General features: G+C 65.6%; 19 protein-coding genes. 13 read left to right on the forward strand and 6 right to left on the reverse strand.

Annotated elements, in window-relative coordinates; all coding sequences use genetic code 11:
- Positions 1–139 precede the first annotated feature (139 nt).
- The 5 genes from J2X53_RS03415 to J2X53_RS03435 all read left to right on the forward strand — a co-directional run bounded on the left by J2X53_RS03415 (position 140) and on the right by J2X53_RS03435 (position 4,856).
- A complete protein-coding gene (locus tag J2X53_RS03415; protein WP_349036301.1) occupies positions 140–1,531 on the forward strand; it encodes a circularly permuted type 2 ATP-grasp protein in 1,392 nt (463 codons plus the stop codon).
- Positions 1,532–1,538: 7 nt separating this feature from the next.
- Positions 1,539–2,489 (forward strand): alpha-E domain-containing protein, encoded by a 951-nt coding sequence (locus J2X53_RS03420; protein ID WP_349036051.1) that lies wholly within the window; start codon positions 1,539–1,541, stop codon positions 2,487–2,489.
- Positions 2,489–3,316, forward strand: a complete 828-nt coding sequence (locus J2X53_RS03425) for a transglutaminase family protein (protein WP_349036052.1) — start codon at positions 2,489–2,491, stop codon at positions 3,314–3,316. Before J2X53_RS03420 ends, J2X53_RS03425 begins: the two co-directional genes overlap by 1 nt.
- Positions 3,317–3,409: 93 nt before the next feature.
- Positions 3,410–4,039 (forward strand): hypothetical protein, encoded by a 630-nt coding sequence (locus tag J2X53_RS03430; RefSeq protein ID WP_349036053.1) that lies wholly within the window; start codon positions 3,410–3,412, stop codon positions 4,037–4,039.
- 94 nt (positions 4,040–4,133) lie between these two features.
- Positions 4,134–4,856 carry a peptidase gene (locus tag J2X53_RS03435; RefSeq protein ID WP_349036054.1) on the forward strand — a complete coding sequence of 241 codons (723 nt, stop codon included), beginning with the start codon at positions 4,134–4,136 and terminating at the stop codon, positions 4,854–4,856.
- A gap of 85 nt (positions 4,857–4,941) precedes the next feature.
- Here J2X53_RS03435 and J2X53_RS03440 read toward each other — a convergent pair whose 3' ends face one another.
- Both J2X53_RS03440 and J2X53_RS03445 read right to left on the reverse strand, forming a co-directional pair.
- Complete coding sequence (locus J2X53_RS03440; RefSeq protein WP_349036055.1) at positions 4,942–5,889, reverse strand: alpha/beta hydrolase; 948 nt, start codon at positions 5,887–5,889, stop codon at positions 4,942–4,944.
- Positions 5,886–6,173: an SCP2 sterol-binding domain-containing protein gene (locus J2X53_RS03445; RefSeq protein ID WP_349036056.1), complete on the reverse strand. Its 288-nt coding sequence runs from the start codon at positions 6,171–6,173 to the stop codon at positions 5,886–5,888. Before J2X53_RS03445 ends, J2X53_RS03440 begins: the two co-directional genes overlap by 4 nt.
- A 69-nt stretch (positions 6,174–6,242) precedes the next feature.
- On the opposite strand from J2X53_RS03445, the gene J2X53_RS03450 reads away from it, so the two are divergent.
- From J2X53_RS03450 to J2X53_RS03470, 5 genes are all read left to right on the forward strand, one after another.
- Positions 6,243–6,800: a tetratricopeptide repeat protein gene (locus J2X53_RS03450; RefSeq protein ID WP_349036057.1), complete on the forward strand. Its 558-nt coding sequence runs from the start codon at positions 6,243–6,245 to the stop codon at positions 6,798–6,800.
- 21 nt (positions 6,801–6,821) lie between these two features.
- Positions 6,822–9,770, forward strand: coding sequence for a helicase-related protein (locus J2X53_RS03455; protein ID WP_349036058.1), 2,949 nt, complete (start codon positions 6,822–6,824; stop codon positions 9,768–9,770).
- Positions 9,771–9,773: 3 nt separating this feature from the next.
- Positions 9,774–10,094, forward strand: a complete 321-nt coding sequence (locus J2X53_RS03460; protein WP_349036059.1) for an RNA-binding S4 domain-containing protein — start codon at positions 9,774–9,776, stop codon at positions 10,092–10,094.
- Between the two features lie 51 nt (positions 10,095–10,145).
- Positions 10,146–10,484, forward strand: coding sequence for a ferredoxin FdxA (fdxA, locus tag J2X53_RS03465; protein WP_349036060.1), 339 nt, complete (start codon positions 10,146–10,148; stop codon positions 10,482–10,484).
- Positions 10,485–10,776: 292 nt separating this feature from the next.
- Entirely contained in the window at positions 10,777–11,286 is a 510-nt protein-coding gene (locus J2X53_RS03470) for a CarD family transcriptional regulator (protein ID WP_100197925.1), read from the forward strand.
- A 49-nt stretch (positions 11,287–11,335) separates the two neighbouring features.
- On the opposite strand, the gene cobS is transcribed toward J2X53_RS03470, so the two are convergent.
- A complete protein-coding gene (cobS, locus tag J2X53_RS03475) occupies positions 11,336–12,091 on the reverse strand; it encodes an adenosylcobinamide-GDP ribazoletransferase (protein WP_349036061.1) in 756 nt (251 codons plus the stop codon).
- A gap of 78 nt (positions 12,092–12,169) precedes the next feature.
- Here cobS and cobT point away from each other — a divergent pair, with 78 nt between their 5' ends.
- The gene (cobT, locus tag J2X53_RS03480) at positions 12,170–13,186 is read left to right on the forward strand and encodes a nicotinate-nucleotide--dimethylbenzimidazole phosphoribosyltransferase (RefSeq protein WP_349036062.1); all 1,017 of its coding nucleotides are present in this window, start codon (positions 12,170–12,172) and stop codon (positions 13,184–13,186) included.
- 11 nt (positions 13,187–13,197) lie between these two features.
- Here cobT and J2X53_RS03485 read toward each other — a convergent pair whose 3' ends face one another.
- Positions 13,198–16,647 carry a hypothetical protein gene (locus J2X53_RS03485; RefSeq protein WP_349036063.1) on the reverse strand — a complete coding sequence of 1,150 codons (3,450 nt, stop codon included), beginning with the start codon at positions 16,645–16,647 and terminating at the stop codon, positions 13,198–13,200.
- Positions 16,648–16,818: 171 nt separating this feature from the next.
- Here J2X53_RS03485 and J2X53_RS03490 point away from each other — a divergent pair, with 171 nt between their 5' ends.
- Entirely contained in the window at positions 16,819–17,526 is a 708-nt protein-coding gene (locus tag J2X53_RS03490) for an SIMPL domain-containing protein (RefSeq protein WP_349036064.1), read from the forward strand.
- 56 nt (positions 17,527–17,582) lie between these two features.
- Here J2X53_RS03490 and J2X53_RS03495 read toward each other — a convergent pair whose 3' ends face one another.
- Together J2X53_RS03495 and J2X53_RS03500 are read right to left on the reverse strand one after the other, a co-directional pair.
- Positions 17,583–18,887 (reverse strand): O-acetylhomoserine aminocarboxypropyltransferase/cysteine synthase family protein, encoded by a 1,305-nt coding sequence (locus J2X53_RS03495; RefSeq protein WP_349036065.1) that lies wholly within the window; start codon positions 18,885–18,887, stop codon positions 17,583–17,585.
- Between the two features lie 200 nt (positions 18,888–19,087).
- Positions 19,088–20,089: a hypothetical protein gene (locus tag J2X53_RS03500; RefSeq protein WP_349036066.1), complete on the reverse strand. Its 1,002-nt coding sequence runs from the start codon at positions 20,087–20,089 to the stop codon at positions 19,088–19,090.
- Positions 20,090–20,262: 173 nt separating this feature from the next.
- On the opposite strand from J2X53_RS03500, the gene J2X53_RS03505 reads away from it, so the two are divergent.
- Positions 20,263–21,195, forward strand: a complete 933-nt coding sequence (locus tag J2X53_RS03505) for a zinc ABC transporter substrate-binding protein (protein WP_349036067.1) — start codon at positions 20,263–20,265, stop codon at positions 21,193–21,195.
- Positions 21,196–21,199 lie beyond the last annotated feature (4 nt).

Consider the following 21,199-nt stretch of genomic DNA (forward strand, 5'->3'; position numbering starts at 1 on the left):
TGCGCTGCACAAAAAACGGGCGAATGGGCCTTATGCGGGCAGGAAATGCAGGCTCCCCCTTTCGCTGTTGGAACCGGGCTGATTAACTGGCGTTAAGGACCGGGGAACGAGGGCCGTTGTGACCAGCTATTTTAATGAGATGTATCAGGGTGACTCTGTGCGTGCGCCCTATGCGCGCCTGCAGAACTGGATGAATTCCATGCCTGCCGAACTGCGCCAGATGAAGCAGGCCGAGGCCGAGGCGCTGTTCCGCCGCATCGGCATCACCTTTGCCGTCTATGGCGAAGGCGGCGATCCCGACCGGCTGATCCCGTTCGACATGTTCCCCCGGGTGTTTTCCGGCGCGGAATGGGCAAAGCTGGAACGCGGCATCAAACAGCGCGCGCGCGCGCTCAATGCCTTTCTGGTCGATGTCTATGGCCGGGGTGAGATTGTGCGGGCCGGGCGCATTCCGGGGCGTCTGGTCTATCTGAACGAGGCTTATGAAAAGGCGGTGGCGGGCTTTGTGCCGCCCAAGGGCGTCTATTCCCATATCGTCGGCATCGACCTTGTGCGCACCGGGCCGGATGAGTTTTTCGTGCTGGAAGACAACTGCCGCACCCCGTCGGGCGTCAGTTACATGCTGGAAAACCGCGAGATCATGATGCGGATGTTCCCCGAGCTGTTCCGCGAAAACCGGATCGAGCCGGTGGACAACTACCCCGAAATCCTGCGCCGCACCCTGGCGAGCGTCGCCCCCACGAAATGCGACCGCGAGCCGACCGTGGTGATCCTGACGCCGGGCCATTACAACTCGGCTTATTACGAGCATTCCTTCCTCGCCGATCTGATGGGCGTAGAACTGGTCGAAGGCCAGGATCTGTTCGTCGAGGGCGAGTTCGTCTTCATGCGCACCACCGAAGGCCCGCGCCGGGTGGATGTGATCTACCGCCGTCTGGATGACGCCTATATCGACCCGCTGTGTTTCCGCCCCGACAGCATGCTGGGCGTGCCGGGGCTGATGGATGTGTATCGCTCCGGCGGTGTCAGCATCTGTTCGGCGCCGGGGGCCGGGGTGGCCGATGACAAGGCGGTGTACACCTATGTGCCGGAAATGATCCGGTTTTATCTGGGTGAAGAGCCGATCCTGAACAACGTGCCGACCTGGCAATGCGGCAAGGCCGATGATCTGAAATATGTGCTGTCGCATCTGAACGAGCTGGTGGTCAAAGAGGTTCATGGCTCGGGCGGTTACGGCATGCTGGTGGGGCCAAAGGCCTCGGCGGATCAGGTGGAGATGTTCCGCGCCCGCATCACCGCCAACCCGAACAACTACATTGCCCAGCCCACGCTGGCGCTGTCCACCACGCCGACCTTTGTGGCCGAAGGCATCGCCCCCCGCCACGTTGATCTGCGGCCCTATTGCCTTGTGGGTGAGCGGATCGAGCTGGTGCCCGGCGGGCTGACCCGCGTGGCGCTGACCGAAGGGTCGCTGGTGGTGAACTCGTCGCAGGGCGGCGGGGTCAAGGATACCTGGGTGCTGGCGGAGTGAACAGAACATGCTGAGCAGAACCGCTGACAACCTCTTCTGGCTCGCCCGCTATCTGGAGCGCGCCGAAACCTCGGCCCGGCTGCTGGAGGTGGGGGCGCGCATCGCGCTGATGCCCTCGGCCGCGGGCTATCGCAACGAATGGGAATCGCTGCTGCATGCCAGCGGCACCGCCAATGGCTTTGCCAAGAAATACGGCGACGCCGTGCAGCGCAATCTGGAAAGCTGGTTCTTTTTCGACAGTGACAATGCGTCCTCTGTCATGTCCTGCATCACGGCGGCGCGCGAAAACGGCCGCATCGTGCGCACGGCGCTGACCACGCAGGTCTGGGATGCGCTGAACACCGCGTATCAGGAGTTGCGACAACTGGAACGCCGCCCGCGATCAGAGCTGGACCTGTCGCTCTTGACCGACTGGACCATGCGCAACACCGCCCTTGTGCGCGGCTCGATCGACGCGACCCTGCTGCGCAACGATGGCTGGGATTTCCTCAATCTGGGGTATTTTCTGGAACGCGCCGACAACACTGCGCGGCTGATGGATGTGAAATACTACGTCCTGCTGCCGCGTCTCGAATTCGTCGGCTCCGGCCTCGACAATTACCAATGGACCACGCTGTTGCGCGCGATGTCGTCGCACCGGGCGTTTCACTGGGCCTACGGCGGCGAGGTGACGGCGGCCAAGATTGCGCATTTCCTGATCCTCAACCCGCAATGCCCGCGCAGCCTGATCACCTGTGTCGAAGGCATGACCAGTCATCTGGACCGGCTGGCGCGTGGCTATCAGCGCAAAACCCTTGCGCAGGAACGCGCCCGCAGCATTCAGGCCGAGCTGGCGGAACTGCGGGTCGATGATATCTTTGAAGAAGGCCTGCACGAGTTTCTCAGCCGGTTCATCGGCGATATGGCGCGGGCGGGATCGGTGATCCGGGACTGTTATCTGAATGGGGATGTGCGCTGATGCTGCTGACCGTCGATCATGTCACCCGCTATTTTTACGACCAGCCGGTGCGCGGCGTGGTGCAAAGCCACCGGCTGATGCCCTCGCAATGCGCCGGGCAAAAGATGCGCAGCTGGAAGGTCAGCGTCAGCGACGGCCAGATGGGCGGCGGCTTTCGCGACGGCGCAGGCGACTGGGTGCAGGGCTGGACCGTGCTCGGCCCGGTGAACGAGATCACCGTGCATGTGACCGGCGAGATCGAGACCTTTGATCAGGCCGGCGTGCTGCGCGGCCACAAGGAGCTGACCCCGCCCGAGTGCTATCTGCGCTCCACCCACCCGACCGAGGCCGATGCCGCCCTTGCCGCGCTGGCCGAGGGGCTGACCCCGGCACAGGACGCGCTGGCGGCGGCGCATCTGATCTCGGAGCGGGTGTCGGACGCGATCGTCTACACCGCCGACACCACCAACGCCCATACCACCGCCGCCGAGGCGCTGGCACAGGGCACCGGGGTGTGTCAGGATCAGGCCCATGCGGTGATCGCCATCGCCCGCCACATTGGCCTGCCCGCGCGCTATGTCTCGGGCTATCTGCTGGTCGGCATTGACGGCGCCGCGCATGACGCGGCGCACGCCTGGGCCGAGGTGTTTATTGCCGGGCTGGGCTGGGTCGGCTTTGACCCCGCCAACCGCTGCTGCCCCGATGACCGCTACATCCGCCTTGGCTCCGGCCTTGATTCGCCGCATGCCGCGATGATCCGGGGCATCGCGCGCGGGCAGGGCGAAGAGAGCCTGGATGTCTCGGTCACCGTGCAGGCGACGCAGAACCAGTCGCAAACCCAGCAATAGCGCAGGATCGGCGGCAAATTCCCAATTTCCGCCCCGCTTTTGCCACAGCCTCTGCGCAGCCTGTTCCTTGCGACAGGATCGCAGGGGGGAACCATGGCCTTGGCCTATGATTTTGACATTTTCGACGTGATCCCGGACTCCGGGTCCACTGATCCGCAGCTTGACGGCTTTCTGTCACGGGCCGGTTTCGCGCCCGGGCGCGACCTTGCCACCGTGGCGCTGTTCCGTGACCCGCTTACGGCACAGGCGCTGCGCGATGCCCCACCGGGCCTGCGCGATTATTTTCTGGCATCCGGCTTCGGTCTCAACACCTATGCGTCAGGCGCACCTCCGGGCCGCTATCCCGCCCGGGATGAAGCGGCGCGGCTGGCCCTGATCCAGCGGCTGGCCGACAATGCCCCGCACCACACCTTGCCCCGGTCCGAAGACTCTGTCGAAGGCGGCGACGTGTTCCGGCTGGAGGCCTTTCTCGCCGCCCTTGATGAGTGCGAACCGATCAAACTGACCGGCAGCAATCTGCCGGACCACAGCGCACGCCCCCTGCCACCGGTGTTTGAACACACCGACCCGATTGCCACTCAGCCGCCAGATGCAGACATACCCTCGCAGCGTCGCAAGTTCTGGCAAAGCCGCTTTTTCCGCCTCGGCGCTGCCGCCGCGTTGGTGCTGGCGGTCATGCAACTGGCCAGCGGCCCGGCCCTGACCGTATTGGCCAGCCTGTAAGCTGTGCGCTGTTGCAGGGGCGGGTTGCATGATCGCCCTTTCCATCCCCGCGCCCCGGCAGTAGCGTTCCGGCCTGAGTCTTGGGGGCGTGAATATGACCTATTGTGTCGGGCTGTTGCTGAACGAAGGCATGGTGCTGTTGTCGGATACGCGCACCAATGCGGGGCTCGACAACATTGCCACCTATCGCAAGATGTTCCACTTTGAGGATCCGGGTGAGCGGATCATCACCATCGTCACCGCCGGCAGCCTGTCGGTGACCCAGACCACCATCGCCCGCCTGCGCGAAGCGGTGGAGGACAAGGATGCCACCCCCGACACCTCGGTCATGCTGGCCCCCACCATGCTCAAGGTCGCCGAGATCGTCGGCAATGCGCTGGCCACGGTGCGCCGCGAGATCGACGAAAAGCTGTCGATGGCCCAGGGCGCCAGCGCCACGATGATCGTGGCCGGGCAGCGCAAGGGCGGGGCGATGCGGATGTTCCTGATCTATCCCGAGGGCAATTTCATCGAAGCCACCGAAGACACGCCGTTCCTGCAGATCGGCGAGCACAAATACGGCAAGCCGATTCTCGACCGGGTGGTGAAGCCCACCACCTCGATCAGCGATGCGCAAAAGGCAGTGCTTTTGTCGATGGATTCCACCCTGCGCTCCAACCTCTCGGTCGGAATGCCGCTGGATCTGTGCGTGATCCCCGCCGACGAGTGCAAGATCGGCACCCTGCGCCGGATCGAAGCGGGCGACGAATCCTTCCGCACCATGAGCGATGCCTGGTCCCACGCCCTGCGCGAAGGCTTCAGCCAGATCACGATCTGACCCGGTTTCCCCTGCCCATTGCTGCTTTCCAAATACTCCCGCGCGGAGCGCATCCCGAAGGTGCCGCTGTGCGCGGGGTCAGACCTCAGCGATGCTGGTCGAACAAGGCGGCGGTCAGGTCGTAAAACCGCCCCCGATGCGCCGGTGTTTCCATCGGCACCTCATGCTCTGCGCCCTGAAACAGCTCCAGCCGCCCGTTGCGCCAGCCCGCCATCCGCAGATAGACCGGGCCGGTGTCGACCACCTTTTCCGCCGTGCCGAGCGCGGTCAGCGCCGGCATGTCCGGGGCAGGGGCCAAGGCCATGTCACGGCATTCCACCAGAGCTGCATGCAGCCAACCCATGCTTGGCCCGGCCAGCGCCAGTTCCGGGCGCGCCGTCACTTGCCGCTTCATGTATTGCCACATCTCCGGGTCGGTGGTCAGCACATTGCCGGCAAACTCGGCCTCCATGATATAGCTCTTGCCGGTGGTGCTGGGGGCAAAGCGATGCGCCTGCCCGAACCATCCTGACATCTGTGCAATGGGCTGCGCAAAGGGCCGCATCCACGCCGCCATCGCAATCCCCCACATCGGGGCCGAAAACGACGCGGCCTTGACCGGCAGGCCGCGCATCAGCGACCGCAGCGCAATCGCGCCGCCCATCGAATGCGACAGCAGGTAATACGGCTCTGGCAGACCCAGCCCGCGCGCCAGCTCCAGCACCGCCTGCACGTCCAGCTGATAATCCTGAAACCGGGTGACATGGCCCATCATCCGGTCGGGCAGCATCCGGTCGGCCAGCCCTTGCCCGCGCCAGTCTATTGCCACCGTCGCATAGCCGCGCGCCTGCAGATCTGCTGCAGCGAGCCCGTATTTCTCGACATATTCGGTGCGGCCGGGAAACAGCAGCACCGTGCCTTTTTCCCCCACCGGCCAGACTCCCGCCCGGATCCGCAGCCCGTCGGTGGTGGTCAGCCAGAACGCCTCCCCACCCTCTGGCCCGAGGGCGAGGTCCGCGTAAAACGGCGCGGTGGGGAACGTGGTCTGGCTCACCCCAGAACCGATCCCAGTTTCATCGCCAGACCCATGCTGCCATCCACCGCCAGCTTGCCCTGCATGAAGGCCATGGTCGGGTTCAGGTCGCCGTCCAGGATGCGCTTGAACACCTCGGCGCTGGCGGTCATCGTCACATCGGCGGGCTCGTCGCCTGCATGCACCCCATCGGGGTCGAGCATGATCGCGCCCTCGCCCTCGATCACGAACTTGGCGACGCCATCAAAACCGCCCGACAGCTTTTTCGACAGCACTTCGACGGCCTCAGTTACCACGGCGCTCATGTAAAATTCCTCTCTGCCTTGTGACGGCTTGGATATGGTGTTCCTGCGCCAATGCGCTACCATCATCATATGAAAGTTCAGCATCGGTTTCTCAATCCTATCGTAGCGGCAGTTTCAGCAGTTTTTCTGCTGGCTGCACCTGTCCGGGCAGAAGAACCGCTGGATGGCCTGTTTGACCGGCTGAAAACAGCCGACGACCGCGCCGCCGCCCGGCTGGAGCGCGAGATCTGGAATGAATGGTCCAAAAGCGGATCATCCGCGATGGATCTGTTGCTGCAGCGCGGGCGCGATGCCATGGCCGCCGGCAACACGGCCGAGGCGATTGAGCACCTGACCGCGCTGACCGACCATGCCCCCGATTTTGCCGAAGGCTGGAATGCCCGCGCCACCGCCTATTATCAGGCGCGCCAGCTTGGCCCTTCGGTGTCGGACATCGCCCGTGCGCTGACCCTCAACCCGCGCCACTTTGGCGCGCTGGCGGGTCTGGGCGCGATTTATGAAGAGCTGGACAATCCGCAAAAGGCGCTGGAGGTGTACCGCGCCGCGCTGGCTATACATCCCAACCTGCGCGGCGTATCAGACAGCGCCAAGCGGCTTGAGGCAAAAGTCGCAGGCACCGATCTGTAAGGGCAGGGATTAGGGCACAGCATGAGCGCGACCACGGGCCGGGTCACGGCGGTCCTTGGGCCGACCAACACCGGCAAGACCCACTATGCCATCGACCGGATGCTGGGCCATCGCACCGGGGTCATCGGCCTGCCGTTGCGTTTGCTGGCGCGTGAGGTCTATGACCGCATCGTCGCCCTGCGCGGCCCTTCGGTGGTGGCGCTGGTGACGGGCGAAGAGCGCATTGTGCCCGACCGCACCCAGTATTGGGTCTGCACCGTTGAGGCGATGCCGCTGGAGATCGGCGCGGATTTTGTCGCGATTGACGAAATCCAGCTTTGTGCCGACCCGGATCGGGGCCATGTCTTTACCGACCGGCTGCTGCGGGCGCGCGGGTTGCATGAGACGCTGTTTCTGGGGGCCGAAACCATGCGCCCGGCGATTGCAGGGCTGGTGCAGGGCGTGACCTTCCTCAAACGCGAACGCTTCAGCCAGCTGACCTATACCGGGTCAAAGAAAATCAGCCGGATGCCGCCGCGCAGCGCCATTGTCGGCTTTTCGGTCGAAAACGTTTACGCCATCGCCGAACTGATCCGCCGGCAAAAGGGCGGCTGCGCCGTGGTCATGGGCGCGCTTTCGCCGCGTACCCGTAACGCGCAGGTGGCGCTGTATCAGAATGGCGATGTCGATTATCTGGTCGCCACCGATGCCATCGGCATGGGTCTTAACCTTGATATCAAGCACATCGCCTTTTCCGCCACCGCCAAATTCGACGGCCACCGGATGCGCGGGCTGTACCCGCAAGAGCTGGCGCAGATCGCGGGCCGTGCCGGGCGGCACACCGAAAACGGCACCTTTGGCGTGACCGGCGACGCGCGGCCGATTGATGAAGATGTCATCGAGGCCATCGAAAACCACCAGTTCGCCCCGGTGCGCAAGCTGATGTGGCGCAATCATCAGCTGGATTTCGCCAATGCCGACCGCCTGATCCGCAGTCTGGAAGAGCACACCTCGAACGAATGGCTCACCCGCGCGCGCGACGCCGATGATGTGCTGGCGCTCAAGGCGCTGGTCGACATGGCCGAGGTGCGCGAGCGTCTGACCGGCCCGAAACGCGTGCAATTGCTGTGGGATGTCTGCCGCATCCCCGACTTCCGCGGGTCATCGGACAGCGACCATGCGGGCTTGCTGGCGCGGATTTTCGAGTACCTCTGTGGCCGGGGTCTGGGCGGGGGCAGGGTGCCTTCGGACTGGATCGGCAAGGCCGTGGCGCGCATCGACCGGACCGATGGCGATATTGATGCCATTTCCAAACGGTTGGCGTATATTCGCACCTGGACCTATATTGCGCAGCGCAAAGGCTGGGTTGATGACGAAAGCCATTGGCGCGACGAGACGCGCGCTGTAGAAGACCGCCTGTCAGATGCGTTACACGCACGACTGACGCAGAGATTTGTAGACCGGCGGACAAGTGTGCTGCTTCGCCGGTTGAAACAGAAGGAGACCCTCGTGGCCGAGGTGAATGACAAAGGCGAAGTGACGGTAGAGGGCGAGTTTGTCGGCAAGCTGGAGGGATTCCGGTTCCGGCAGGATGCCAGCACGTCGCCCGATGAGGCAAAGGTGATGGCGCAGGCCGCCGTTCAGGCGCTCAAGCCCGAATTCCACCTGCGGGCGGACCGTTTTTACAACGCGCCCGACACCGAGATGGATTTCACCGAACAGGGGGGCCTGATGTGGGGCACCACTGCGGTCGGGAAACTGGTCAAGGGGGCCGAGGCGCTGCGCCCGGCGGTCGAGGCTTTCGTCGATGACGAAGCCGGGTTCGAGGTTGCCGAAAAGGTGCGCCGCCGTCTGCAGCACTTTATCGACCGCAAGGTCGCGGCCCAGTTCGAGCCGCTGGCCGCGATGAGCCGGGACGAGACGCTGACCGGGCTTGCGCGCGGGTTTGCCTTCCGTCTGGTCGAGGGTCTGGGCGTGCTGCCGCGCGATGTGGTGGCCAATGATGTCAAGGAACTGGATCAGGACGCGCGTGGCGCGCTGCGCAAGCATGGCGTGCGCTTTGGCCAGTTCACCATCTTCCTGCCGCTGTTGCTGAAACCCGCGCCGACCCGGCTGCGGCTGGTGCTGTGGTCGCTGTGGAACGGGCTGGACGAGTTCCCCGAAAGCCCGCCGCCGGGGCTGGTCACCATTCCCAACATGGCCGAAGTGCCGAAATCGCATTACACGCTGGCGGGCTATCACCCGGCTGGCAGCCGTGCGATCCGCATCGACATGCTGGAACGTCTGGCCGACATTCTGCGCCAGAAAGACAGCCGCGCCGGGTTTGAGGCGACGCCGGACATGCTGTCGATCACCGGTATGACGCTGGACCAGTTCGCCGATCTGATGGCTGGCCTCGGCTACAAGGGCGACAAGGCCGAGCGGCCAAAGGTCAAGGCGGCGGAGCCGGTCGTGGTGGTCCCCGAGATCGACCCCGACCTGCCGCAGAACCCGATTCCCGAAGAGGTGTCGGTCCTCGCGCCCGTGCCGGCCGAGCCAGAGTCCGCAGAGCCTGCGGCCGAAGCGGCGCCCGAGATGGAGTCGTTCTACACCTTCACCTGGGCGCCGAAGCCCCGCAACGCCCGTCCTGAGCGCGGCCCACGTCCGCAAGGTGAGCGGCGCGAGCGTCCGCAAGGTGAGCGTCCGCAGGGCGACAAGCCTCAGGGGGATCGGCCACAAGGGGAACGTCCGCAGGGGGATCGTCCCAAAGGCGACCGCCCGAAGACCGACCGCCCGCGCGGCGACAAACCGCAGGGCGACCGTGGGCCGCGCCCGCAGGGCGACGGCAAGCCCTATGGCAAAGGCGACCGTGGCAAGGGCAAGGGCGACCGCCCGGACCGCAACGACAGCAACAAGCCGCGTCAGTTCGAGGCCCGCCCGCAGCGTGCCGACAAACCGATCGACCCCGACAACCCCTTTGCCGCGCTTCTGGCGCTGAAGGGCAAGGTCTGAGGCTTGGCCGGGCCGGGGGCAAAACCCGCGCCCGACACCCAGCCGCGCCTGCGGCTGGACAAATGGCTGTGGCAGGCGCGGTTTTTCAAATCGCGCGGCCTGTCTGCCGAAGTGATCGAAAGCGGCCATTGCCGGGTCAACGGCCAGCGCACCAAGAAACCCGGCCACGGCATCTGCATCGGCGATGTGCTGACCTTTGCCCAAGGCGCACAGATCCGGGTGATCAGGGTGCAGGCGCTTGGCCTGCGTCGTGGCCCCGCCGCCGAGGCGCAAGAGCTTTATCTTGACCTCGACCCCCATGTGGCACCAGAGGCGCTTGAATGATCCCGGCGCTTGCTCTAGCTAGTGACCCGACCAATCCAAGGGCCTGATCCGATGACTTATGTGGTGATTGATAACTGCATCGCCTGCAAATACACCGACTGCGTCGAAGTCTGTCCGGTGGACTGCTTCTATGAAGGCGAGAACATGCTGGTCATTCATCCCGATGAATGCATCGACTGCGGCGTATGCGAACCCGAATGCCCGGCCGACGCGATCCGCCCGGATACCGAGCCGGACATGGATGAATGGGTGTCGTTCAACCGCAAATATTCGGAAATGTGGCCAGTGATCACGGTGCGCAAAGACCCGATGCCGGACGCCGAGGCGCGGGATGGCGAGAAAGACAAGCGCGACAAGTATTTCTCGGAAGCGCCCGGCGAAGGCAGCTGACGCCTTCGTGCCACCCGATTCGACACAGCCGCCATGCTGATTCGGCATGGCTTGCGAAAATTCAATGATTTCAGGTCAAGTTAGCCGTCTGACGCGGATTTGCGGCAGTTGGAATCAGGTGAATTTTGTGATATACAATCGTTACAAATAATCATGGACGCCTGACACCCTGCTCAGCGCTGCTCGCCTGAGGTGGGAATTCTAGTGACAATAGTCATCGCATCGCCGGACATGATCATGTCCGGGCGGTTCTTTTGTCGCCAGAGGGCCTCCGCTATTAGGAAGCGACTGAATGACCAAGTCCAAAAGACCCGAGTTCCGCCCGAATGAATTCGTTGTATATCCCGCTCATGGCGTGGGCAAGATCATGTCCATCGAAGAGCAGGAAATCGCCGGGTTCAAGCTGGAGCTGTTCGTCATCACCTTCGAAAAGGACAAGATGACGCTGCGGGTTCCCACCCACAAGGCCACCGAAATCGGCATGCGCGCCCTGTCCGCCCCCGATGTGGTGTCCAAGGCGCTGGACACGCTGAAGGGCAAGGCCAAGGTCAAGCGGGCGATGTGGTCGCGCCGTGCGCAGGAATATGAGCAAAAGATCAACTCCGGTGATCTGATGGCGATTGCCGAGGTGGTCCGCGACCTGCACCGCAGCGACGACCAGCGCGAACAGTCCTATTCCGAGCGTCAGCTGTATGAGGCCGCGCTGGAGCGCCTGACCCGTGAAGTCGCTGCCGTGTCCGGTGTCGATGCAGGCTCCGCTGCCAAGACCGTCGATGACGTTCTGGTCAGCCGCGCGGCCTGATCCACGTCTGTTCTGACAGAAAACGGCGGCCCCATCGGCCGCCGTTTTTTCATGTCAGCAGGGCCGCTGCCCCTGACAGCGCCGCCAGCCACGCCATCTGCTGGCTGGCCCCCAGAATATCGCCGGTCTGCCCACCGATCCGCGCCCGCGCCAGCAGCGCCACCGCCAGCCCCGCTGCCGCCGCAGACACGGCCATCGCCCCGGCCACCAGCCCGAGCGGTGCCGCGATCAGCAAGGCCAGAGCCGCCGCCAGCAGCGCCACGCTGACCGGCGGCTGCCCCACCGAATGCGACAGACCGCCGCGCCGCGCCTGCGGCAGCAGCGCCATGATCAGTGCCATCGGTGCACGCGACAGCACCGCCGCCACGACAATCGCAGCGTAAGCCCCCGCACTCAGCAGCGCCCCCAGCGCTGACCACGCCGCCAGCGTCACCAGCAGCAGCGCCAGCGTGCCGTAGCTGCCGATATGGCTGTCCTTCATGATCTCCAGCCGCCGCTCGCGGGTCCAGCCGCCGAACAGCCCGTCGGCAGTGTCGGCCAACCCGTCCTCATGCAAAGCGCCCGTCGCCATGGCCCCCGACGCCAGCACCAGCGCCGCCGCCAGCCCGACCGGCAGGCCAAGCGCCATCGCCGCCCAGCCCAAGCCCGCCGCCAATGCTCCCACCACCAGCCCCACCAACGGCCATGCCCAGCAGGCCTGTGGCCGGTGATGTGTGGTCTGCGGAAACGGCAACCGGCTCAGCAAGCCAAAGGCCGAGGCCAGATCGGCCAGAATCCACACCGGCCTGTCGCGTTTAATGGTCATCGCGTCCCTTCCCGGCTGGAAACTCCTGCGCCCAGTCTGTAGCCAAGGCCCCAACACCTTGCAACGCAGGAACCTGACATGACCGCGCCCTTTCCCACGCTCGACAGCTTTCGCGCCGTTCTGGCCGCGCAACCCGGGCCCGACGCCACCGCAGGTGCGGCGGCTGCGGCGCGTAACGGGCAACTGACCAAGCCACCGGGCTCTCTGGGCCGGTTGGAGGAGCTGGCGATCTGGCTGGCCGGCTGGCAGGGCAGGGAGAAACCGCAGGCCAGTGCGCCGCAGGTGGTGATCTTTGCCGGAAACCACGGCATTGCCGCCCGCGGGGTTTCCGCCTTTCCGCCCGAGGTGACGGTGCAGATGGTCGCCAACTTCCGCCACGGCGGGGCCGCGATCAACCAGCTGTGCCGCGCTTACGGCGCGTCGATGACCGTTCATGCGCTGGATCTGGACCGTCCCACTGCCGATTTCACCGAAAGCCCGGCGATGACCGAGGCTGAGGTTGTCGCCGCCCTGACCACGGGCTGGCATGCGGTTGACCCAAAGGCCGATCTGCTGGTGACCGGCGAGATGGGCATCGGCAACACCACCTCTGCCGCCGCCATCGCCGCCGCCCTGCTGGGTGGCGCGCCCGAAGATTGGGTCGGGCGGGGCACCGGCGTGGATGATCACGGCCTTGCCCGCAAGGCCGATGCGGTGCGGGCGGGCCTTGCCACCCATGCCGCCGTGCTGTCAGACCCGCTGCAGGTGCTGCGCTGCCTTGGCGGGCGCGAGATTGCAGCCATGGCAGGGGCCATCGCCCGCGCGCGGGCAGAGCGGATTGCGGTGGTGCTGGATGGTTTCATCTGCTGCGCGGCCGCACTGGTGCTGGACCGCGCGCAACCCGGCGCGCTGGACCATTGCATCGCGGGGCACGTCAGCGCCGAAGCGGGTCATGGCCGTCTGCTGTCCGCTCTGGGCAAAGAGCCGCTGCTGAATCTGGGCCTGCGTCTGGGCGAAGGGTCGGGCGCGGCGCTGGCGTTGGGCGTGGTTCAGGGGGCGGTGGCCTGCCATTCCGGTATGGTCACCTTTGCCGAGGCCGGGGTCAGCGGCGGCTGACCGGCGACATATCAGCCGTTCGGCATGCTCAGGGCCAGCATCCGCCCGCCTTTTTGATAGCGGACTTCGGATGCGGTGATCGCCTGCACCCGGCCGCCATCAATATTGTCGCCGACCCGCACCTTGCGGTAGCGGCCATTGGGCTGGCGCACCAGCGCGTAGCGCTTGGACTGGGTGCCATAGACCCCGATCAGGTTGAGCTTGCCCAGATTGAGCGCATTCACGAATGTCGCCTGCTTGGCCACATTTGCCTTGGTCGGAATCCGCGGCGCGGCTGAGGCTACTTCCGGCTCGTCATCCGCTTCATCGGTTTGCTGCGAACGCGCCGCAGGGGCCGCGGTCGAGGCCACCACCTCTGGCTCGGCCCGGCGGGTTGCCGCGGCGACGGCAGCTTCGACCGCGCGGCTCATGTCGCGGGGGCGTGGAGCGGGCACGCGCGACACCGAAACCGCCAGCGGGCTGAGGTTCGCGTCAGCGGCACTGGCCACAGCCGCCTCTGCCACCGCCATATTCACCGCCAGCGATGCCGCCTCGGATGCCTGCCGGGCCGCCTCACCCGCCGCCAGAATGGCTTGCGGGCGCAGGCGTGGGCGCAGGCTTGCAAAGCGGCTGTCTTCGGCAGGGGCGAGCGAGGCGTCGTCGTCACTGACCGCCTCGGGGGCCAAACCCTCGGGACGCAGACGCGGGCGCGCGGCGGACAAGGCCGGATCGGCGGCAAAGGTCTCGGCGGGTTGGACTGCGCCATCAGCCGCAGGTGCCCCGGCCTCTGGCGCTACCGCCTGTGCCACAGCATCGGCGACCGCCGCTGCGGCTGACTCAGCAGCAGTTTCGGCGGGGGCGACCGCTGCCACCGCGGCAGCCGGGCGTGGCGGAGGCACGCGGGCTGGCTTTCCGGCAATCAGCATCACCCCTTCGGGGGTCACGATGCCCTCGGCAGTCGGCACGATGCGACCGTTTTCGTCAAACTGATAGACTGTGCCAAAGGGCGGTGGCGGCATCTGCTCGGCGGGGGGCGAATCGCCACTGGCGGCAGGCGCGGTCAGCAGCAACGGATCGCTCAACGCGGGCGGTGCGTCCATTCCGGCCAGAAAAATCTCATCCTGCGCCGCCGGATCAGGCTGGGTGGCGGCGGCCAGAACATCCTGCACCCCGGTCTGCGGTGCTGGCTCGGCGGGCACCTCTGCCGCAACCTCATCCGGCACCTCTGGGGCCGCCACATCGGCGACGGCCTCATCCGGCGCGTCCAGGTCCAGATCAGTCAGGTCAACATTCACCGGCAGATCGGCGGAGTCCTGAAGATCGGCCTGTAGCACGCCCTCGTCGCCGGGGAGCTGACCATCGGCAATCGCCTCGTCATCAATCCCGGTCTCGAACCCGGCGACCTGCACGTCATTTGCCGCCTCATCTGACCGGGTCAGATAAAACGATGACCAGGCCGCAACAATGGCCAGCAACAACAGCAGGATGCCGGTCAGGATCAGCCCCAGATAGCGCGGCTTGCCACGCTGGGGCATGCCGCGCGCGCTCAGCCCCTTGGCCAGTGCATCGGGCGACACAGGTTTCTGACGCGCCAGTGATTGCGCGGCAGCCGACACACTCGCCTTGGCGGGGGAGCCGTCCAGCGGGGCCGCAAGGGTTGACGCCGGAGCGAGGGTCGAGGCGGCGGCAGCGGGTCTTACCACGGTCGTCGCAGCCGGGGGCCCCGCGTTTGGCACGGGCTTTTTCTTGCGGGTGCCGGGAATGCTGGGCGCGGTGACCATGTTGCCCAAGCTGCGAAGGCCTTTGCTGGCCTTGTTCATCACCGACGCAGGCGGCGCCGGCGGATCACCGGGCATCCGGCTGGGCGCTGGCATCGGGTCGTCATAGCTGAATTTCGGCACCGGACGCGCCGCAGCGGGGCGGTCGACCAGCGGCTTGGCCGCTGACGCTTGCCCTGCGCCCGGTCCTGCCGCCGGGCTGGTGGCCGTGCCGACCGACCGCGAGGCCGACAGCGCTGCAGGCCGTGCAGCGGCGGCTTCGGGCCGGATCTCGGGCCGTGCCGCCGACGGAGCAGCCGCGCCCAGCGGGCGGGCCGCACCCTCTGCCGGGCGGCGGGTGGAAAACGCCATCATCGCCGCCGAAGACAGCGGCGGCGGCAGATCATCTGCGCCGGAACCGGAACCATCAGGTTTGCCCGTCTCGGGCATGCGCGTATCCGGCTTCAGCAACTCTGCTTTGCCAAATTCTGCTTTGCCAAATTCTGCTTTGCCAGACTCCGTTTTGCCAGACTCCGTTTTGGCAAAATCCTGCGCAGGCCGTGCAGCGGCGGGTACGCTTCCCTCATCTGCAGCATCGTCCTGCGGCACATCAACCGCCATCGGCGCCTCGGCCTCATCCTCAGCGGCAAGGTTTACCGGCGATGCCATTGTGGTGCGGGGCCGCACCGGATCATAGGCCGGGGGCAGGGGCGAGGGCGGTGCAGCAGGTTCCCGGCGTGGCTGCGGTATCGGGTCTGAAACCGGCATCGGCTCGGAGCGCGGGGCAGGTGCAGGGGGCATTTGCGGCGCAGGTGCCGGTTCAGGCGCCGGGATTTCAACCGGCGTTTCCGGCACGGATGGCTTTGGCCGATAAGGCTCCGGCAGCTCGGGGGCGGGCGGTGCAGGCACAGGATCCGCGGGGGCAGGTGGTGCCGGGGCAGGAGCCACAGGCTCGGGTGCCACAGGTTCTGGCGCCTCGGGCTCCGGCTGTGCCGGTTCCGGCAGATCTGGCGCAGGAACTTCCGGCTCTGATGCGGCAGGTTCCGGCAGCTCTGGCGCGGGTGTAACGGGCGCAGGCATCTCCGGTTCCGGCAGGTCCGGTTCAGGCATCTCCGGTTCGGGCTGACCGGGGCCAGCACCCTGTACCGTCCCCTCAATTGCGGCTTCCGCCTGCGACATCTCGCGCGCGATGATCGTCACCGGCTCGGCATCCGCCTCGACCTGCTCGCCGCCTTTTAACAGGCTGGGGGCCAGCGCCGACGGACCAAAGAACGGCTCCTTGTCAAACCCGCGCTCGGGATTGGCGACAAAGGACAGCGGGTTGAACCGGTGCTCGGTGGCAAAACCCTCAGCCTCGGCCAAGGTCTCGCGCGCGACGACCGCCACGGTGACGGTCGGACCGTCCCCCATCCAGTCATAGGCCAGCTCATCCAGCGCATAGGGCGTGCGCCCGTCCAGCGCCGCCTCGATCTGCGCGCGGCGGGTGGTGTCATCCGGCCCGGCGGCTTCGACCTCCAGATACAGGATCTGCGATTCCGGCAGGATCAGCTTGGTGGTGATCCCCTTTGGCGACAGGCCCAGAGCGGTGGAGCGCAGATAGTCCAGCGCCGCCCCCATATCCGGGTCGGCAAAGGCCACGGTTCCGACATCCAGCCAACCCCGAGACGTCCGGTGCAGGAGCGTGATGCCGTCTTCGGTCAGGTTCAGGGCAAAACTCGGTTTCATGTCCGGCATCTAGCATGAGGAAACAAGGTGCGGGAACCGTTCCTTGCGGGCTAAGTCTTTCCTACAGCAGCTTTCCGCCGAAGGGAAGAAAAAGCCCCGTGATCGCCAAGGATCGGCTTGCGGCCCGCGTTCCATGTCTGGAAACTGATCGCACCAATTGGAGAAGACACCATGCGTATCCTGCAAGCCGCCCTGATCGCTTCGCTCTTGTCGGCCACGGCCCTGACCAGCGCCTATGCCCAGACCCAGACCCCACCGGTCCCCCAGATCACCGTGACCGGCGAGGGCGTCATTGATGGCATTCCCGACATCGCCACCCTGTCGCTGGGCGTGACCACCACCGGCGACACCGCGGCCGCCGCGATGGCGGCCAATACCGAAGGGCTGAACGCGGTGATGGCCCGGCTGAAAGCGGCGGGCGTGGGTGACCGCGACATGCAGACCACCAATCTATCGATCAACCCGAACTGGACCAGCTATGACAGCGGCCAGCGTCAGCGCATCGACGGCTACACCGCCTCGAACCAGCTGACGGTGCGGATCCGCGACCTTGCCGGTCTGGGGCAGGTGCTTGACGCTGCCATTCAGGACGGGGCCAACACCTTGAACGGATTGAGCTTTGGCCTGTCCCAACCGCGCCCGGCGATGGACGCCGCCCGCAAGGCCGCCGTCGAAGACGCCCGCGCCCGTGCCACCCTGCTGGTCGAAGCCGCCGGGGCCACGCTCGGCCCGATCGTGTCGATCACCGAGGGCGGCGGCTACATGCCACCGCAACCGATGTTCCGCCAATCCGCCGATGCCGCAGGGGCCGTGCCGATGGCTGCGGGCGAAGTCGCCACCAGCGCATCGGTGACCGTGGTGTTTGAAATCACTCAGTAACCGCTGATAATCTGCCGGGCGCGCTTCACACCGCGCCCGGCAGATTTAGTTATATTTCAGGCGGTTGCCCCCTGTGTCGCCTTGTCCATCGCCTGATCCAGATCGGCGATGATGTCGGCCAGATCCTCGATCCCGATCGACACCCGCACCACATTCGGCGCCGCCCCCGCCTTGACCTGATCCGCCTCGGACAGCTGGCGGTGGGTGGTCGAGGCCGGATGAATGATCAGGCTGCGGGTATCGCCCAAATTGGCGACATGGCTGAACAGCTTCAGACTGTCGATCAGCTTGACGCAAGCGTCATAGCCGCCCTTCAGCCCGAAGGTGAACAGCGCCCCCGCGCCCTTGGGGCAGATCCGCGGGATGCGGTCCGCATAAGGGCTGCTCTCCAGCCCGGCATAGGTGACCATCTCGACCCGCGGGTCAGCCTCCAGCCATTTGGCCACCGCCATTGCATTTTCGACATGCCGCTGCATCCGCAGCGACAGGGTCTCGATCCCCATCAGCGTGTAATGCGCGCCCTGCGGGTTCATCGTCATGCCCAGATCGCGCAGACCGACGGCGATGGAGTGGAAGGTAAAGGCCATCGCCCCGAGGGCGGGGTGAAAGGCCAGCCCGTGATAGGCAGGCTCGGGTTCGGACAAAGACGGGAACTTGCCGCTGGCCGACCAGTCGAACTTGCCCGAATCAATCACCACGCCGCCGGTCACGGTGCCGTTGCCGGTCAGATACTTGGTGGCCGAATGCACCACCAGCGTCGCGCCATGCTCGATCGACTTGCACAGATAGGGCGTGGCGGTGGTGTTATCCACGATCAGCGGCAGGCCGACCTTGTCGGCAATGGCGGCAATCGCATCCAGATCGGTGATGTAGCCGCCCGGATTGGCAATCGTCTCGCAGAATATCGCGCGGGTGTTGTCATCCACCGCCGCCTCCAGCGCCGCCAGATCGTCGAAATCGACGAATTTGGCCGACCAGCCAAAGCGCTTGATGGTCTGGCTGAACTGCGTGAGCGTTCCGCCATAGAGCCGCGTCGAGGCGACAATGTTCAGTCCCGGCCCCATCAACGGAAACAGCGCCATCAGCTGCGCCGCATGGCCTGACGAGCAGCAGACCGCCCCGGCCCCGCCCTCCAGCGCACAGACCCGGTTCGCCAGCGCCGACACGGTCGGGTTGGTCAGGCGGGAATAGATATACCCGACCTCTTGCAGGTTGAACAATTTGGCCGCGTGATCCGCATCGCGGAACACATAGGCGGTGGTCTGGTAGATCGGCACCTGCCGCGCGCCGGTGGCCGGGTCAGGCTCGGCCCCCGCATGTATAGCCAACGTGTCAAAGCCGTAGCCGGGTGTATCGGTCATCTGGTGTCCCCCCTTGATGGTTCCGGCGGAACGCTACCGGGGATCGCCGCAACCATCAACCGCTGCTCTGTACTCAGATCTCAAGATACAGCCCCTGCATTGCAGCTTTCCAAATACTCCCGCCGGAGGCTCCTGCGGCCACTGCCGGACGCTCCGCGGGGAGTATTTGGAAAAGCTGCAATGCAGGGGGTGCTTTGGCGTCAGCGCAGCCACAGGCCTTCGCGCTTAAGGGTGTTGCGGATCACCTGTTCCCGGTGCGGCAGGTTGGCGCGGTCAAACAGGGCACGGGCGCGGCGGCCCTGATTCTGGTAGACCATGGACTTGACCGGGGCATAATCGCGCAGCACCCGGCGCAGCGGCTGATCTTTCGCCACGGCCTCCAGCACCTCGACCGCGCGGTCGCTTTCGCGGGCATAGAGCAGCGGCAGGGTGCGGTAGTGGCAGGTCACATCGCCATCCAGCCCGGCAAGGCCCGGGCCGGGCCGCCCGCCGCCAAAGGACTGGATCACCAGTGGCAGCGCCACCTGATCCAGCCAGGGGTCCAGCTCCTGCAGCACCAGTTCGGGCGGGCGGTCGTTGCGGATGGATTTCGCATAGGACAGGAACCGTGCACCAAAGCGGCGGGGGCTGTCGTGAAAGAACCAGCCGGCGTTGAAATAGAGATAGCGTTGCCAGTATTCATCCGGCTGGCTCAGATCCAGCGAAGCGGCAAAATCCAGGCCAAAGCGGTCATAGAGCGATTTCCAGATCGCCCCGTAGCCCGGCCCGTACAGTTCCAGCCGGGGCCAGGTGCCCTCGCGCCGCATGCTGGCAGCGGGGCGGGCGAAATCGAGGTCCAATGTGGCCAGATCGCCGGTGATCAGCGTGTCGCTGTCCAGAAACAGAAACGGCGCGTCGGGCAGGGCAGCGAGGGCCTCGATCTTGTTGCCATAGGGATAGGCCTGCCCGAACACCTGCGACTCGAACGGCACAACCGTTGCGCCCAACCCTTCCAGCGCCGCGCGCGCGGCGGCGCTCATCCGGGGATCGGTGGTCCACAGCGGCCCCGGCTGCGGCTCGCAGATCACCAGCTGGCCTGCAAAATCCGGATTGGTCAGCCGCAGCGAGCCTGCCAGCAGGATCGCCTCATATTGCAGGCGACCGGCCTGACCAATGGCCATGAGGGTAAAGTCTTGGCGCGTGTTGCGGCGGGGGGCGGGCATCAGTCTTCCCATCGAGGACGTTTCGTCTGTCTAGCGGCAATCGGGGGGCCGCGAAAGCCCGCCAGAGTCTCCCTCACGCCCCAGAATTTGAGAATCATTCGCAATCAGATTGACATTGCGACTAATTCGCATATCTTGACGGTCTCGGATCCCCCTGTTCAGGATACATTTTCATGCTGGCGCGACGCACGTTTCTGGGGCTGATGGCGGGGGCACTGGCCCCCCGGCTTGGCCTTGCCGACACCCCCGCCATCGTGGCCACCACCGGGATGATCGCTGACGCCGCCCGTGCGATGACCGGGCTGCCGGTGACAGCGCTGATCGGGCCGGGGATGGACCCGCACGGCCACAGGCCGACCCGCAACGACATTCTGACCCTGTCGCGCGCCGATCTGGTGCTGTGGCACGGGCTGAACCTTGAGGCGCAGTTTGCCAAGCTGATGACCGGGCTGGCGCAGAACGCCACCGTGCTGGCGGTGGCCGAGGCCCTGCCTGCTGACCTTTTGCTGTCGGATCCCGCTTATCCCGACCGCCCCGACCCGCATGTCTGGTTTGACCCGGGCCTCTGGTCGCAGGTCACGCAGGCGATGGAGCCGACACTTGCCCCGTTCTCTCCTGATGTTGCAGCCAAAGCAGCGGCTTACCGCGCGTCCATTGATACCATCGGCACCTATGCAAAAGACGTGCTGGCCACGATCCCGGCCGAGTCCCGGCTGCTGGTCACCGCGCATGACGCCTTTGCCTATTTCGGCCGTGCCTTCGGGCTGGAGGTCGAGGGGGTGCAGGGCATTTCCACCGAATCCGAAGCCGGGCTGTCGCGCATCGCCGAACTGGTCAATCTGCTGGTCGACCGGCGCGTGCCGGCGGTCTTTGTCGAAAGCTCGGTCTCGGACCGCGCCCTGCGTGCGCTGATCGAGGGGGCGGCGGCCAAGGGCCACACAGTCCGCATCGGTGGCGAGCTGTTTTCGGATGCAATGGGTCCGGAGGGCAGCTATGAGGGCACCTGGGCCGGCATGATGGATCACAACGCCACCACCATCGCCCGCGCGCTGGGCGGCGAGGCACCGGAACGCGGCGCGATGGGGATGCTTGGGTCAGATGGCTGAGGAT

The organism is Pseudotabrizicola sp. 4114, assembly GCF_031457365.1.
In the GTDB taxonomy this organism is placed as follows: domain Bacteria; phylum Pseudomonadota; class Alphaproteobacteria; order Rhodobacterales; family Rhodobacteraceae; genus Pseudotabrizicola.

Coding starts and splice junctions, on each gene's coding strand:
- J2X53_RS03450 (WP_349036057.1), top strand. CDS start 6,243: ATGAAAGTTCAGCATCGGTTTCTCAATCCTATCGTAGCGGCAGTTTCA.
- J2X53_RS03430 (WP_349036053.1), top strand. CDS start 3,410: ATGGCCTTGGCCTATGATTTTGACATTTTCGACGTGATCCCGGACTCC.
- J2X53_RS03445 (WP_349036056.1), bottom strand. CDS start 6,173: ATGAGCGCCGTGGTAACTGAGGCCGTCGAAGTGCTGTCGAAAAAGCTG.
- cobS (WP_349036061.1), bottom strand. CDS start 12,091: ATGACCATTAAACGCGACAGGCCGGTGTGGATTCTGGCCGATCTGGCC.
- J2X53_RS03425 (WP_349036052.1), top strand. CDS start 2,489: ATGCTGCTGACCGTCGATCATGTCACCCGCTATTTTTACGACCAGCCG.
- J2X53_RS03495 (WP_349036065.1), bottom strand. CDS start 18,887: ATGACCGATACACCCGGCTACGGCTTTGACACGTTGGCTATACATGCG.
- cobT (WP_349036062.1), top strand. CDS start 12,170: ATGACCGCGCCCTTTCCCACGCTCGACAGCTTTCGCGCCGTTCTGGCC.
- J2X53_RS03485 (WP_349036063.1), bottom strand. CDS start 16,647: ATGAAACCGAGTTTTGCCCTGAACCTGACCGAAGACGGCATCACGCTC.
- J2X53_RS03420 (WP_349036051.1), top strand. CDS start 1,539: ATGCTGAGCAGAACCGCTGACAACCTCTTCTGGCTCGCCCGCTATCTG.
- J2X53_RS03435 (WP_349036054.1), top strand. CDS start 4,134: ATGACCTATTGTGTCGGGCTGTTGCTGAACGAAGGCATGGTGCTGTTG.
- fdxA (WP_349036060.1), top strand. CDS start 10,146: ATGACTTATGTGGTGATTGATAACTGCATCGCCTGCAAATACACCGAC.
- J2X53_RS03455 (WP_349036058.1), top strand. CDS start 6,822: ATGAGCGCGACCACGGGCCGGGTCACGGCGGTCCTTGGGCCGACCAAC.
- J2X53_RS03415 (WP_349036301.1), top strand. CDS start 140: ATGTATCAGGGTGACTCTGTGCGTGCGCCCTATGCGCGCCTGCAGAAC.
- J2X53_RS03505 (WP_349036067.1), top strand. CDS start 20,263: ATGCTGGCGCGACGCACGTTTCTGGGGCTGATGGCGGGGGCACTGGCC.
- J2X53_RS03490 (WP_349036064.1), top strand. CDS start 16,819: ATGCGTATCCTGCAAGCCGCCCTGATCGCTTCGCTCTTGTCGGCCACG.
- J2X53_RS03470 (WP_100197925.1), top strand. CDS start 10,777: ATGACCAAGTCCAAAAGACCCGAGTTCCGCCCGAATGAATTCGTTGTA.
- J2X53_RS03500 (WP_349036066.1), bottom strand. CDS start 20,089: ATGCCCGCCCCCCGCCGCAACACGCGCCAAGACTTTACCCTCATGGCC.